Genomic DNA, 14,357 nt, shown 5'->3' on the forward strand with positions numbered 1-14,357 from the left:
CTATCAGGAGGCTCTTTTATTTCAATAGTTTTTTGATCATTTTCAAGCTTTGTTTTTCCGAAGGATAGCGGAATGACAAATCAAACTTGGTTGTTTGAGACAGCATGCTTTTAAAATGAGTGAATGTCTGAAAGCTGTCTTTTCCATGATATTGACCCGTGCCGCTTTCTCCCACTCCGCCAAACGGCAAATATGGCGTAGCGATATGCATAAGCGTATCGTTTATACAGCCTCCTCCAAATGAAAGGCGCTCCGTTATGACGTTTTGCACATCTTCACTTTCTGTAAATAAGTAAAGAGCTAACGGCTTAGCTTTTTCTTGAACTTTATGAATGACTTCGTCTAGTGTTTCATATTCAATCATAGGAAGAATAGGCCCAAAGATTTCTTCTTGCATAACGTCTGATGTCCAGCTTACTTCACTTAACACCGTAGGTTCTATTGTTAGCGTGTCCTTATTGTACCCGCCTCCAACTATAGCATTTCCGTCTTTTAAAAACTCAACTAGCCGAGTAAAATGACGCTCACTGACAATACGGCCGTAGCGGTCGCTTTCAAGTGGATTACTACCGTAAAATTGAGAAATTGCTTCGCGAAGTTTCTCTACAAGCGGCGCTTTCACTTTTTTATGCACGAGCAAATAATCAGGAGCAACGCACGTCTGGCCTGCATTCATCCCTTTACCAAACATAATTCGCTTCGCTGCAAGATCTAGGTTTGCGTCTTCATGTACAATGCACGGACTTTTTCCGCCTAGCTCAAGCGTGACGGGGATAAGCTGCTTCCCTGCTTCTTGCATAATAATTTTCCCTACATTTACACTTCCCGTAAAGAAAATATAATCAAGGGGCTGTTTTAAAAGCAGGCTTGTCGTGTCTACAGCCCCTTCAACCACCGTCACAAATGCTGGGTCAAAAGCTTCAGCCAGTAATTCTTGTATAACGCGAGATACGCTAGGCGTTAGTTCAGAAGGTTTTATAATCGCCGTGTTTCCAGCGGCAATCGCTCCTACTAAAGGAGACAGTGCCAATTGAAACGGATAGTTCCACGGAGCAATAATTAACGCAACTCCATACGGTTCAGGAACAATTTTCCCTTTAGAGCCCACATGTGTTAAAGCGGTTTTTACTTTTTTAGGCTTCATCCATTTCGCTAAATGTTTAAGCGTAAACCGAATTTCCTCTAGTAAAATCCCGATTTCCGACGTGTAGGCCTCTACTTCAGATTTATTTAAATCTTGTTTTAAAGCATCCATAATTCTCTGCTCATTTTGTTTGACTATTTCTCTTAGCTTATTCAGCGCTTGAATGCGGCTGCTGATACTCTTTGTCTTTTGCGCATAGAAATACTGCTTTTGTGTAGAGACAATATGCTCAATGACCGTTTTATCTGTGATATAAAATTGCTCGTGGTTCATCTCTTTCATCTCCCTATAAACATTCGCTTTCAACTGTAGCAAGCAAGTTTTTTAATAGCTCAACTGCCTCATTTAAAGCTAATGAATAATATCTCTGCGTTCCTTTTTGCTCAATTTGCACAAGCTTTTGATCGCGTAAAATTTTTAAATGATGAGAAATTGCCGGTCGTGATAGCGTAGACTCGTTTGCAATTTCATTTACGGTTAAAGGCTCTTTTTCCGCGAGCAGCAAAATAATATCTTGTCTTGCTGAATCACTTAGCGCCTGAAAAATAGGAATGCTGGCACGAAATAACTCGACTGCTTTTTCACTCATATAGATTCCCCTTTATTTAATTTCTTGTGTTCTTCGGACAACGGATGTAAGCCACTTTCTTGGCACGAAGCGCGGGATGAACGTGGCGAGACGAAACTGCACTCCTGGTACGATAACCGTCTGCCCTTTCATAAATTTTTTATAGCCAACTTTCGTTACTGTTTCTACATCCATTGCACCGCTTTGAAAAAGCTTGGAGTTGCTTAGCTGGGCTCGGTCGCTAAAACCCGTTTTAGTTGGACCCGGGCATAGAGCGCTTACCGTTACATTGGTACCTTTTAATTCATTTTCAAGGGCCTCTGTGAAAGACAATACGTACGCTTTTGTTGCGTAATACACCGTCATAAGCGGACCCGGCATAAATGCAGCAACGGACGCAATGTTCAAAATTTTACCTTGATTTCTTCTGACCATATCCGGTAAAAATAATTTTGTTAAATGAGTTAATGCTCGAATATTTAAATCGATCATGTTTAACTCGTCGTCTAAAGCTGTTTCAATAAATTTGCCGTATAGTCCAAAACCAGCATTGTTCACTAAATAGTCAACGTGTATTTTTTTATTTTTAAGTTCTTCATATAGTGACTGTATCTCTTCTTCTCTTGATAAATCCTTAACAACCGTTATCACGTCAATATTGTAAGTAGATTTTAAATTCTCTCCAATCGCTGTTAGTTTATCAGCGCTTCTGGCAACTAAAATTACAGGATGCCCATCCTTTGCGAATTGATAAGCTAACTCTTTACCTATTCCTCCCGACGCACCGGTGATGAGCGCATAATGCTGTGACATAGTGTTCACTCCTTATGTTTATATGTTCAAGAACTTAAACATTTAAACTTATCTTATAGGATTCATTTTTTCCCGTCAACTGTTTTCTATACTCTTCTTTTCTTTTATGTTTTCCATTTTTTCCATTTGCGCATTTCTGTACATTTTTTTACAAAATATGCGTTTTCTTTACATAGAAGGCTAATGTCGTCTAGTTTTGACAACCTTTGTCACCTAGCAGGAAAACAAGTGAAGATATGGTGAATACAACATACAACAAATAATCCATTACATAGTTGGATGAAAATAGATAAGGGAGGAAATGAAAAATGATGGAGACATATACAATTAAAAAAGTAAGTGATCAATTAGAGGTAGAAAAGAAAACGCTAAAACAATGGGAAAAACTATTGGGCAGCTATTTAACAATTGAACGAGTAGATGGGGCCCGTGTCTATACAGAGGAACAAATTGAGTTATTTAATGATATTAAACAGCTGTTTGATGAACAATGTACGTTAGATGAAGTCAAAGAATACGTTCAGCTGCTGATAAAAGAACAAGAAGAACAGGAGCATTTAGTGATGGAATCAGAGGCAGCGGTTTCAAAAGAAGAAGAACCGGCACAGTTGAAAACTGCTAAAAAAGAAAACGTCATTGATTTTCAAGAACATTCCAATAAACAAATGAAGCAAGAAAAGAAAAAAGCTGCTGAAAAGCAGGAAAGCATTTCAGAAAATAAGCAAGAGAAGACCCCTCCTATACCTGAAGCACGATTAGCTACTGAAGAAGAAAAGCAGGCTATTTCTGCTTCTATTGAAGAGCCAAAACCAAACGACCTTGTTGTGAATGAAAAAGAACTGCTTCAAGGGGAATTAGTAGAAGCTGTTCGCCGCTATGAAGATGTGTTTGAGGTGCTTGATACATTTAAAGCTGATTTGTTAAAAGAAATGCGGGAAGGTATGCGAAATGAAGTTCGCGAAGAAATTGTCGGAGAAGTAAAAAGAGAGCTTGAAAAAAGTGCTACTCAAACTGTAGAAATGGTGGAGTCGGTCGGGGCATACATCTCTGAGTCTTCAGAACGCAGCGCAAGAGATGTAGAGAATATGTCTAAAAAAATTATCCGTTCTAACGAAAAATCGTTTGATGAAGTCACTTCTTTGATTGAAGATTATTCAACAATCGCTGAAGAGAAAACCGAGGATATGCGCCTGTTCATGAAAGATGTCATGGAGAATGCGGATGAATCCTCTAAAGAAATGCAGTATTTATTAGACCGATTCTCAAGCAATTCCACCGTTGCGATGAATCAAGTAAAATTTATGGTTGAAAAATTAAACAATTCTTCAACTAATACGACAGAAGAGCTTCGTGATTTAATTGATTCAATGAATGAGGAACGAGTCTATTATTTAAAAGAAATGGAGAAAGAACGTAAGCTTCATCGTCAAAGCGTAGCTGAACGCGAAGAGATGTTTAGTGATTTTGTCCAAACCTTTAGACAAACCGCCGCTGCTGATATGAAGCGAAAAAGGAAGTGGTGGAAGCTGTTTCTCTCCTGAAAACACCGGCCCTATGGTAATAGGGCCGGTGTTTTTTAATAGTATGAACAATAGTAGTTTGTATGTAAGAAATGTTAAGGTAACGCGTGGCGATGAGACGTTATACTTTGAAAAACATGATAGCCGCTTACCGATACGCCTATAGTTCCTGCTCCTGGAAATACTGTATCTCCGCATAACCACATTCCTTGTAAGCCAGATCGATGTGAAATGCTGTTGAACAAGGCATGATCTAACGTTTGCGGAAAGCCTCCCACTCCGCCGCTTGGGCGAGAAGTGAACCTTTCCCATGCTTTAGGAGCTCCCGAAATTTGATGCTCTGCTTTTTCAATGCCAGGAATAATGGTTTTAATGCCTGCTACCATTTTTTTTTCAAGAACTTGTTTTTGAAAATCATAGGCTTCTTTGGTACTCCACTTGCTAAGATCAATGTGAGTAGACGCTGTAATTGTACGCTTGCCTTCAGGCGCTCGAAAACGATCGTCAGGATGAGAGACTGAGAGAAACAAATGATTTCCTTCCGTCATTTCCCCTTGTTCGGATTGAAGTACTTGCTGAAACAACTCTACCTTTTGCGGCAGATCTCTTTCATCAATCGCAAAATACATCGAAAACGTTCCCCACTGCGGAAGCTCGCTTTTTTCTTTTGCCCGCTTATGAATATGCTGGTAATCTTCATCATGCAGCAAAGACTTTATGCTTTGAACCGGCGCGTTGCATACAACGTCTGATGCACGGTAATGGTTACCTCTATGATCATGCACGATCCACCCGTCATTATCACGCTCTATCTTTACTACTTTCCTTCCTAGAATCGTTTTTCCTCCGCTGGCTTTAATCGATTTTTGCAGCGCTTCTGCGACTTTGTATAATCCGCCATTCACATAAAAAGCACCTTCGTGATAAATATCTAACGCTAAACATCCAATAAGCATTGAACAGTTCTCACTCGTTGTCTGCATGCTGTCTATTAATTGACCATCAACAAAATGAAGAAAGTCCGCTTCGTCTAGCAAGCTGTGTTTTTTTAGTAAATAACTAAACGATTGATGAAAATAAGGCAACAGCTTCACAGAACCAAAATTCAACGAACTTACCAGCCTGCTCCACTCACCGACTGTTAGAGGAGGAAGAACCGGCAGAGACTGCATAAGCTTGCGAATTTCTTTTGCAATTCTAAAAACATTTTCATAAAAGCTCCTAATATTTTTTGCTTTATGAGGAAATTGTTTTTGAAGATAGGAAATATGCTGATACCGGTCTTGATAATAAATCAGTGTACGATGAGGAAGATGAACTTTCATGATTTTCTCAAGAGAAACCTTTTCAATTTCTAGGCCAAGGTACGTGCCGATTCGCTCATGTATCCCTCCGTGCTCAAATCCCATTCCAAGCGTCGCCCCAACAGGAAACGTATACAAATGACGCTGAAATTTCCCTGCACAGCCTCCCCATTCTCGAGAAGCCTCTAAAACCGTCACTTCATAGTCATGTTTAGCTAAAAGCGCTCCCGCTGTTAAACCACCTATTCCTCCGCCTATTACGACAACTTGCTTATGCATGTTTTCACCTTCTTTAGCTCTTTCTTCTATTGTGCAAAAAAAAGAAGCTCACCGCAATTTAGAAGCGGCTCGTTACTGAAATAAAAAAGCCGTGAATGATCTCACAGCTTTTTGGCTTATTTTGTAATCACTCCACAAACAATCCGATCTCCTGAGTTTCCTGAAGGATCCGTTGTGTAATCGTCGACTTTATCATGTATCACTAATGCCGATCCATCCATATCCAAAAGAGAATTCGGCTTTCCTTCTTGCAGAGTGACAAGAGAAGCAAAAATTTCTGTATCTACTTTGCCATTTGGAGCAACTTCTAGATTGGGCAAATCACCTGCATGCGGGCCTTTTGTATTTTTAAAGCCGTGTTCACGTTTAAAAGGATTAAAATGGGCACCCGCTGTTTTAAAATCCGGCACCTCACATTTTCCTATTTCATGAATATGAAATCCATGTCTCCCAGGTGAAAGACCTTGAGCAGTTAATTTAATGTGCACGCCGTTCTTTGCTTCTGACAGGGTAGCCTCTCCTACTTTTTTACCCGATGTATTTGTTAAATCCACTTTAACAGGTTCTACCGATACTTCGCTTGTTTCTTTTGCTTCCTCTGTTTTCAGGTGGTTTTCATGAGCGTTATTTTGCTCTTTTACCATGCTGCATGCTCCTAACAATAACAGAACAAAGACTACGCATCCGTTCATTATCAACTTTTGCATCCGTGATTCCTCCTTTTTCTTATTTATCACCATCCTTTCACTATTTTCCTTTTTTTAGACATCAAAAATAAGATTGAGACATACGTTCACCTTACCAATAAAAAAATCCGAACGAGTTGGATTCTTAATGAAGAACCTCGATTCATCGTTCGGATTTTCCTTCAACTAAAATACTTTGCTTTAACGTCTTACTTCTGTTTAAAGTTGTATTCTTTTTCCGTTCCGTTTGAAAAACGAACTTCTAATTCAAACGACTGAAAATCTTTTTTTAGACCAAACGCATCGATTACTTCTTTTTTTACATCTTCATCGGGCGTGCGCTGATCAAAATTTAACTTTTTAAATTTTGAAGATAATTTATTAAAAGCTTTGTCTCCGTTCAAGTGCTCATCGTTAATATTATCATCCACTTTGGCTTCTATCTCATCATTTTCATTTTCGTAGTCGGCTTCATAATCATTGTTGAGCCCCTTATAGTCTACTTCTAAATCAAATTTTGAAAAGTTAAAAGATGTGTTTTCGCTTTGATTATCATAGCTCATCGGCGTTCCGCCATTCGTCACGCCTTGTTTATTTTGAGCTTCTTTTGCCGGCGCTGCATCATCATTGTGGCACGCTGAAAGCACGCTAATACTTATAAGGGAAAAGAATATGAAAAAGGGTCGTTTCTTCACTGTATTTCCTCCTTTGACTTCACTCTTCCTTCCCTTTATGTCCACAAATTTGATTTTTATACGCCTTCACTAGAAAACCCCGCTCTCTAAAAAGAAAGCGGGGTTTTTCGTCTTGTTTATTTTACATTCGAATAAGAAATACTGTACATGCTGTTAAAATACGTATTGTAAAGAGCTTGAACAGCACGGTCTAAAGCATCTGCTTTCACACCAAACATCATGCTCACCTCAGAAGAACCTTGGTTAATCATTTCAAGATTTACTTCAGCACGAGCAAAAGCTTCTGTAGCTTTTGCAGCAATTCCTACTGTGCTATTCATTCCTTCTCCTACTACCATAACCATAGCAAGATCACGTTCAATAAAGATTTCATCTACTTCAAGTTCTTTTTCAATTCGAGCAAATACGCGCTTTTCCACATCTGGCGTAAGCTGATGCTCGCGCATGATGACAGAGATATTATCAATTCCTGAAGGGGTATGTTCGTATGAAATACCTTCATCCTCTAAAATTTCAAGTAATCTTCTGCCAAAACCAATTTCACGGTTTAATAAGTATTTGCTCACGTGGATGTTGCAAAAACCTTTATCCCCAGCGATTCCAACTACCGGTGTATCGCCGTGAGGACGCTCAGCTACAATGAATGTGCCCTTTGCTTCCGGATTATTTGTATTCTTTACACATACAGGAATGCCTAGTTTATAAACCGGCTCCAGCGCTTCATCATGGAAGACAGAAAAACCTGCATAGGATAGTTCACGCATTTCTCTGTATGTTACTTCTTTCATTTCATGAGGCTTTTCCACAAGTCGTGGATCTACGCTGTAAATAGCATCTACGTCGGTAAAGTTTTCATACAAGTCAGCTTTTACTCCTGCTGCTACAATTGAGCCTGTGATATCTGACCCACCGCGCGAGAACGTAACCATGTTCCCTTCTTCAGAGTAGCCAAAGAATCCTGGAATCACCAAAATGCCCGAACGCTCTCTTAGCTGCGGTAATTTTTCATAAGACAGTGGAAGCACTCTTGCTCTTCCGGGTTCATCAGAAACAAAAATACCTGCTTCTTTTGGATTTACATAATGAGCTTCAAAACCTAAATGGTTTAAATAAGCAGCCATTACCTTTGCGTTATTATCTTCTCCACTTGCTTTTAGGCAGTCTAATAAGCGAAATGGATCGTTTTTATGTAAATCAATAAGTGATTGTAAATTCGTAATAATGTCAGTAATAATCGTTTCTGGCATAGACAAGTCCACAACGATTTCACGATAGCGATCAATTACTTGCCCAAACTCATCGACGTAATCTTCTCCAAGCTGTATTTTGGCAGAAAGTGCGATTAGCAAATCTGTCATTTTTGTATCTTCTCCGTATCGCTTACCCGGAGCTGATACAACCACCAGCTTTCTCTCTTTATCAGACGTTACAATATGCGCAACCTGTTTAAATTTCTCTGCGCTTGCAACTGAACTCCCGCCAAACTTCGCAACCTTCATGTGTGAGACACTTCCTTACTTTGTTTTTAATATTCGATTATTGTACCATATTTTATCAAGTAGAAAAGCTCATCTATCTAACTTTTCTAAAAATTAAAGGAATACTACCGTAATTGTACTCCCATAAAGAACAAATGTCTACCAGAAAAACACAAAAAGACTGATTTTACATCATGTAAAATCAGTCTTTATTTGTTATTCTGCTTTTGGCTTTTTTAATACGCCTACAAGGACCGCTGTTACAATTGCACCAATTAAAATTGCTAGTGCATATAAAAGAGGATTTCCTTGTACAATTCCGATAACGAATACGCCGCCGTGTGGTGCTGGTAAACCGATGTGGAACATCATTGTTAAAGCACCTGCTACTGCAGCACCGATAACCGATGCCGGAATCACGCGGCCTGGGTCAGCTGCTGCGAATGGAATCGCACCTTCTGTGATAAATGAAAGACCCATTACATAACACGTTTTACCTGTTTCACGCTCTTGGCGAGTAAATTTATTTTTGAACAAAGTTGTCGCAATGGCCATACCTAATGGTGGAACCATACCGCCTGCCATAATCGCTGCGTGTGGTGCATAGTTTCCAGCATCAATCATTGCAATACCAAATGTAAAGGCTGCTTTATTAATAGGACCACCCATATCAATCGCCATCATACCGCCTAAGATAATACCTAATAATACTAAGTTACCTGTACCAAATCCACTTAACCAGTGCGTTAATCCTTTGTTAATTGCACTAACTGGCTCATTTACAACATAAAGCATAATCAACCCTGAGATAAAAATCCCAAATAGCGGATAAAGAAGAACTGGCTTAATTCCATCAAGCGCTTGCGGTAGGCCGCTGAATAATTTCTTTAACCCCACTACTACATAACCTGCTAAGAAACCAGCGATTAAACCACCTAAGAAACCGCCTCCGCCAGAAGCTGCTAAAAGACCTGCAACCATACCGGGAGCTAAACCAGGACGATCAGCAATACTCATTGCAATAAATCCTGCTAGTACTGGTACTAGTAAGAAGAATGCATTATCTCCGCCAATTGTTTTTAATGCTGCTGCAAATGCATTGTACGTCGGATCTTTCGGTTCTGCTGAGTGAATGCCAAACATAAATGAAATGGCAATTAAAATCCCGCCCCCTACAACAAACGGAAGCATTGCGGATACACCGCTCATTAGATGCTTGTAAAACCCTGTACGCTCTGATCCTTTACTTTCTCCGCCTTCTTTGCTGCCACCGCCGCCGCTGTATACAGGAGCGTCTCCTTTTAACGCGCGGTTAATTAATTCTTCAGGCTTGCGAATTCCTTCAGCTACTGGAACTTGAATGACTTTTTTACCTGCAAAACGTTCCATTTCTACTTGCTTGTCCGCTGCAACGATAATAGCGGTAGCGTTTTCAATTTCTTCCTTCGTCAACGCGTTTTTAACCCCGCTGGAACCGTTTGTTTCAACTTTTAGCGTGACATTCATGTCTTTCGCTTTTGCTTTTAAGCTGTCCGCTGCCATATATGTGTGGGCAATTCCCGTTGGACAAGCCGTTACAGCAAGCACTAATTGATCTGAAGCTGTATCTACTTCCTCTTCCGGCGCTTCATTTTCAGTTTCTTTATCATCAATTGCTTTAATGACTTCATCAATTGATGATGCTGTTAGCAACGTTTTTCGGAATGATTCGTCCATTAATAACGTAGACAAACGAGATAGTGTTTCTAAGTGAGCGTTATTTGCGCCTTCACTCGCTGCAATCATGAAGAATAAGTGTGCAGGCTGTCCGTCTAATGATTCATAATCGATACCTTCTGTTGAGCGTCCAAATGCAATGGCCGGTGTTTTTACCGAGCTTGTTTTCGCATGCGGAATGGCAATGCCTTCTCCAATTCCCGTTGTACTTTGAGATTCACGATTTAAAATTGCTTCTTTATAGCCAGCTCGGTCGCTTAAGCGACCAGCTTCGTCTAATTTTCCAACTAATTCATCAATAACATCAGCTTTTGACGTGCTTTTTAAATCAAGAATGATTGTATCTTTTTTTAATAATTCAGTAATTCTCATTCTCGTTTCCCCCTACTCTACCTTTGTGATTGACACTTGTTCACGAAGCGTCTTTACATCTTCTGCTGTACATAATTCAAGTGAGAATGCTGTGGCACTTCCTGAAGCTACTCCTGTTTGAAAAGCTTCTAATAAATCCCCTTGTTTTACATAAGAAGCAATAAATCCAGCTACAAGTGAATCGCCAGCTCCAACAGAATTTTTTACCGTTCCTTTAGGGACTGTGGCACTGTAGACACCGCTTTCGTTAATAAGCAGTGCTCCATCACCTGCCATAGACACAACAACGTTTTGCGCTCCTTGTTCCACGAGCTTCTTACCGTATACTAGCGCATCTTCTGCACTGTTTACTTCTACATCAAACAATTCTGCAAGTTCATGATGGTTCGGTTTGATAAAAAACGGCTTGTGAGACACGACGTCTAGCAAAGTTTTTCCACTTGCATCTACTACAACTTTTACTCCGTTCGCTGCTGCTAGTTCAGTTAACGTTTCATACACAGAACTTGGAAGCGTTTTCGGTATACTCCCCGCTAATACGAAGATATCGCCTTCAGTCATTTGTTTTACTTGAGTCAATAAAGACTGAAGCGCTTCGTCTGTAATAGCAGGTCCTTGACCGTTAATTTCTGTTTCTTTTTCTGTTTTTAACTTTACGTTAATACGGGTATCTCCCTCAACTCTTGTAAAAGCTGTTTCGATATTCTCCGCTTTTAAGTAGTCTTCGATATAGGTTCCTGTAAAGCCGGCTACAAAACCGAGGGCTTTATTATCAACACCTAATCGCTTTAAAACGCGAGAGACGTTAATGCCTTTTCCTCCTGGAAACTTGGCTTCATTCGTTGTACGGTTAAGCCCGCCTTCTTCGAATGCTGAAACATGTACTACGTAATCAACGGATGGGTTCAACGTACATGTATAAATCATGATTTCACAACCTTTATGTCTGTTTTGTTTGCATACTGTATAAGTACATCGCTAGGTACGTCATTTGTTATAATTTTTGCTTCATGTAAATCGGCTATTTTCGCAAAGCTTGTTTCAAAAAACTTAGTGGAATCTGATAAAATATACGATTCTCTAGACAGCTTCATTGCCGTTTGCTTGATCAATGCTTCTTCTGGGTCAGGAGTTGTATATCCATATTGATGATGAATCCCATTCGCTCCCATAAAGCACTTATCAAAACGATATTGCTCAAGACTTAAAAGAGCTCCATTGCCAATTAAAGCGCCCGTTTTATGTTTAACAGATCCCCCAATTAAATAGAGGGTGATACCTTGTTCTAGCATCGGGTTTAAATGCATTAAACCATTTGTCACGACTACTACATCTTTTTGCTTTAAAAAAGGAATCATTTCATACGTTGTAGTTCCTGCATCTAAAAAAATACAGTCACCTTCATTTATAATGGAAGCCGCATACTCTGCAATGTTTCGTTTATCTTGAACATTTTTAGCAGATTTTTCGATAACGCTCAGTTCGATTCGTTTACTGCGAATAAGCGAAGCGCCACCGTGAACACGTTTGAGCATTTGCTCTTCTTCTAGTTGACTTAAGTCTCTTCTAATGGTGGATTCCGAAGCGCCTGTAACTTCGATAAACTCTTGTACTTTTACAAGTTCTTTCTCTTTTAAAAGTTTTAAGATTAGTTGATGTCTCTCCGGCGTTAACATGTTCTAGCTCCTTTTTCAAAAAAGCGTTTTCATTTATTTCATGTACTTACTTTATCACGGTTTACATTCAAAATCAATCATAAAAAATCAAAAACATTCATTTTTTTAATTACAAAATAAAGTTTTTTGAACGAATAGTTAAATTTGCATTTGGTTTAATAATAGTTAATACAAAAGGAAATATGCTGGTAATTCAAGAATTCGTCTACTTTTCTCATTATATGTAAAGGTTTTCTTCTACTCAATTAGCTATGACTGTTTTTGACTATTTCTTGACCGATTGAATTTTTCTGACTGAATCAGCCATAGCTTGTCCTGATTTCGTAAAAGCCTACACACCAAAAAAGTTGTCCACCTTTTTGGACAACTCAAAGTGACCCATCATTTAAATAAAAATAGAAGCATATATAATATGGAAGCAAGGGCAGAAGAAATAGCTAAACTTGAGATAAAACGAACAAGTCTTTTCTTAATGAACTGCGTTAATTCGATTTCTCTTACTTGAGTTTTTTCATTTTGCATACAATGATCCCTTCTTTAATTAAAATTTCCTAGTAGCTAGAAGTTACTACTCGCAGAATATGCTTTTATGTATTGTATGCATGCGTTAAAAAAAAGATACAAAACGAACAAAAAAGCTACTCTTAGCTAGAGTAGCTTTCATCTTTCCATACATCTGCTTCAATTACTGCATCCGCTCGAATCGAATATGTATAACAAGGGCCTGTAACCATCAGCATATTCGACTGCAGCGAGACTTTATCAATCGTCACTCGTTCATACCTTTGAATATGTCCTGCTTCATAGACGTGAAGCGTTACTGGATGATGCTCCGAGTAACTGTTCATAATGACATTTTCAATATGCTCAATCTTTTCTTTTTTCAACCCTAAGGACTGCTTATGCGCCTCGGGACTGTACATTTTCTTCATTTTCTCTAAATGCTCGGGCATTACTAACTTCGCATACTGTTTTAATTCATCTTGATACACGTTCATTCTCCCCCTTGACTCTTGCTTCTATTTTACCGAACGAACATTCTCATTGCAAAACTTTTTAATCAAAATAAAAGCAAACAATTCATTTTTTCATACTCCATAAAAACTGTCAAAAGATTTTATGTTAATAGCAGAAACTGATTTTTAAAAAATAATAATATCCCATCTTTAATTCGGTCTCTAGAGTTGGTATAATACATTGTCATGACTGTGTTTTCGGAGTTTTTGATGATTGGAGGTAACGTTCATGATTAATAAAATAAAAGAAATTATCCTCATTATTCTAGGGAGCCTCATTTTCGCACTGGCCATTAATTACTTTGCTATTCCAAATGAATTAGCAGAAGGCGGCGTAACCGGTGTAACAATGATTACCTATTATGTATTAGGCTGGTCTCCGGGTATCACAAACTTTATATTAAACGGTTTGCTGGTACTAATCGGATACAAATTGCTTCATAAGCGTGTGATTGTTTACACAATTATATGTATTATTTTCACGTCTCTATTCCTACATATAACTGAAGGACTGGGAAATCCTCTTGACGATACGCTACTGGGGGCTATTTTTGCTGGTATTTTAGCTGGGGTAGGACTCGGACTTGTGTTTAGAGGCGGCGGAACTTCCGGAGGCTCTGCAGTTATTGCCCGCTTAGCTAATCAATATCTAGACTGGAATATTAGCAAAACGATGCTGGCAATTGATTTATTAGTGGTAGCAAGCGCTTATTTTGTCATCGGTGGAGAAAAGACGATGTATACGATTATTTCTCTTTACATCGGAACGAAAGTGCTTGATTATATCATTGAAGGACTCAACCCTCGCAAAGCAATCACTATTATTTCACACCGTTCAGCTGAAGTAGCCGAACAAGTCAATAAAAAGATGCAGCGCGGCGTCACTGTCTTTTCGGCTCATGGAAGCTATACAAAAGAAGCAAAAGACGTATTGTACGTAGTTGTGAACAAACAAGAACTGCTAGAATTAAAGCGTATTATTCATAAAGTCGACGAACAAGCTTTTGTGGTCGTACACGATGTGCGCGACGTCTTTGGAGTAGGTTTTACTATTCCAAAAGCCGGCTGAAAACCCGCTGTAAAAAAGCGG

Annotated in this window: 13 protein-coding genes; 2 read left to right on the forward strand and 11 right to left on the reverse strand. The window is 39.1% G+C overall.

Going from position 1 to position 14,357, the window contains the following annotated elements; translation table 11 throughout:
- Positions 1 to 16 precede the first annotated feature (16 nt).
- Genes ACFX40_RS15560 through ACFX40_RS15570 form a run of 3 tightly spaced genes read right to left on the reverse strand, consistent with a single transcriptional unit; the run spans position 17 to position 2,525 of the window.
- Complete coding sequence (locus tag ACFX40_RS15560; RefSeq protein ID WP_051421067.1) at positions 17 to 1,417, reverse strand: aldehyde dehydrogenase; 1,401 nt, start codon at positions 1,415 to 1,417, stop codon at positions 17 to 19.
- A gap of 13 nt (positions 1,418 to 1,430) precedes the next feature.
- A complete protein-coding gene (locus ACFX40_RS15565) occupies positions 1,431 to 1,733 on the reverse strand; it encodes an ArsR/SmtB family transcription factor (protein ID WP_057243764.1) in 303 nt (100 codons plus the stop codon).
- 12 nt (positions 1,734 to 1,745) lie between these two features.
- Complete coding sequence (locus ACFX40_RS15570) at positions 1,746 to 2,525, reverse strand: SDR family NAD(P)-dependent oxidoreductase (RefSeq protein ID WP_028408699.1); 780 nt, start codon at positions 2,523 to 2,525, stop codon at positions 1,746 to 1,748.
- Between the two features lie 308 nt (positions 2,526 to 2,833).
- Between ACFX40_RS15570 and ACFX40_RS15575 the strand changes: the two genes are divergently transcribed.
- On the forward strand, positions 2,834 to 4,066 hold the full coding sequence (locus tag ACFX40_RS15575) for a helix-turn-helix domain-containing protein (RefSeq protein ID WP_025752150.1): 1,233 nt from the start codon (positions 2,834 to 2,836) through the stop codon (positions 4,064 to 4,066).
- Between the two features lie 74 nt (positions 4,067 to 4,140).
- Here the strand turns inward: ACFX40_RS15575 and ACFX40_RS15580 are convergent, their stop codons facing one another.
- The 8 genes from ACFX40_RS15580 to ACFX40_RS15615 all read right to left on the reverse strand — a co-directional run bounded on the left by ACFX40_RS15580 (position 4,141) and on the right by ACFX40_RS15615 (position 13,249).
- Complete coding sequence (locus ACFX40_RS15580) at positions 4,141 to 5,628, reverse strand: FAD-dependent oxidoreductase (protein WP_377255494.1); 1,488 nt, start codon at positions 5,626 to 5,628, stop codon at positions 4,141 to 4,143.
- A 116-nt stretch (positions 5,629 to 5,744) separates the two neighbouring features.
- Complete coding sequence (locus ACFX40_RS15585; RefSeq protein WP_025752148.1) at positions 5,745 to 6,335, reverse strand: superoxide dismutase family protein; 591 nt, start codon at positions 6,333 to 6,335, stop codon at positions 5,745 to 5,747.
- Positions 6,336 to 6,523: 188 nt separating this feature from the next.
- On the reverse strand, positions 6,524 to 7,009 hold the full coding sequence (locus ACFX40_RS15590) for a YusW family protein (protein ID WP_016763933.1): 486 nt from the start codon (positions 7,007 to 7,009) through the stop codon (positions 6,524 to 6,526).
- 116 nt (positions 7,010 to 7,125) lie between these two features.
- On the reverse strand, positions 7,126 to 8,508 hold the full coding sequence (locus ACFX40_RS15595; protein WP_013082960.1) for an aspartate kinase: 1,383 nt from the start codon (positions 8,506 to 8,508) through the stop codon (positions 7,126 to 7,128).
- Positions 8,509 to 8,703: 195 nt separating this feature from the next.
- On the reverse strand, positions 8,704 to 10,575 hold the full coding sequence (locus ACFX40_RS15600) for a PTS fructose transporter subunit IIABC (protein ID WP_013056836.1): 1,872 nt from the start codon (positions 10,573 to 10,575) through the stop codon (positions 8,704 to 8,706).
- 12 nt (positions 10,576 to 10,587) lie between these two features.
- Positions 10,588 to 11,502, reverse strand: coding sequence for a 1-phosphofructokinase (pfkB, locus tag ACFX40_RS15605; protein WP_025752144.1), 915 nt, complete (start codon positions 11,500 to 11,502; stop codon positions 10,588 to 10,590).
- The gene (locus ACFX40_RS15610; RefSeq protein WP_013056834.1) at positions 11,499 to 12,251 is read right to left on the reverse strand and encodes a DeoR/GlpR family DNA-binding transcription regulator; all 753 of its coding nucleotides are present in this window, start codon (positions 12,249 to 12,251) and stop codon (positions 11,499 to 11,501) included. Before ACFX40_RS15610 ends, pfkB begins: the two co-directional genes overlap by 4 nt.
- Before the next feature lie 644 nt (positions 12,252 to 12,895).
- On the reverse strand, positions 12,896 to 13,249 hold the full coding sequence (locus ACFX40_RS15615) for a YolD-like family protein (protein ID WP_028408701.1): 354 nt from the start codon (positions 13,247 to 13,249) through the stop codon (positions 12,896 to 12,898).
- 247 nt (positions 13,250 to 13,496) lie between these two features.
- Between ACFX40_RS15615 and ACFX40_RS15620 the strand changes: the two genes are divergently transcribed.
- Positions 13,497 to 14,336 carry a YitT family protein gene (locus ACFX40_RS15620; RefSeq protein ID WP_028408702.1) on the forward strand — a complete coding sequence of 280 codons (840 nt, stop codon included), beginning with the start codon at positions 13,497 to 13,499 and terminating at the stop codon, positions 14,334 to 14,336.
- The last annotated feature ends 21 nt before the right edge of the window (positions 14,337 to 14,357 follow it).

This window comes from Priestia sp. YIM B13552, from assembly GCF_042787775.1.
GTDB lineage: Bacteria > Bacillota > Bacilli > Bacillales > Bacillaceae_H > Priestia > Priestia megaterium_E.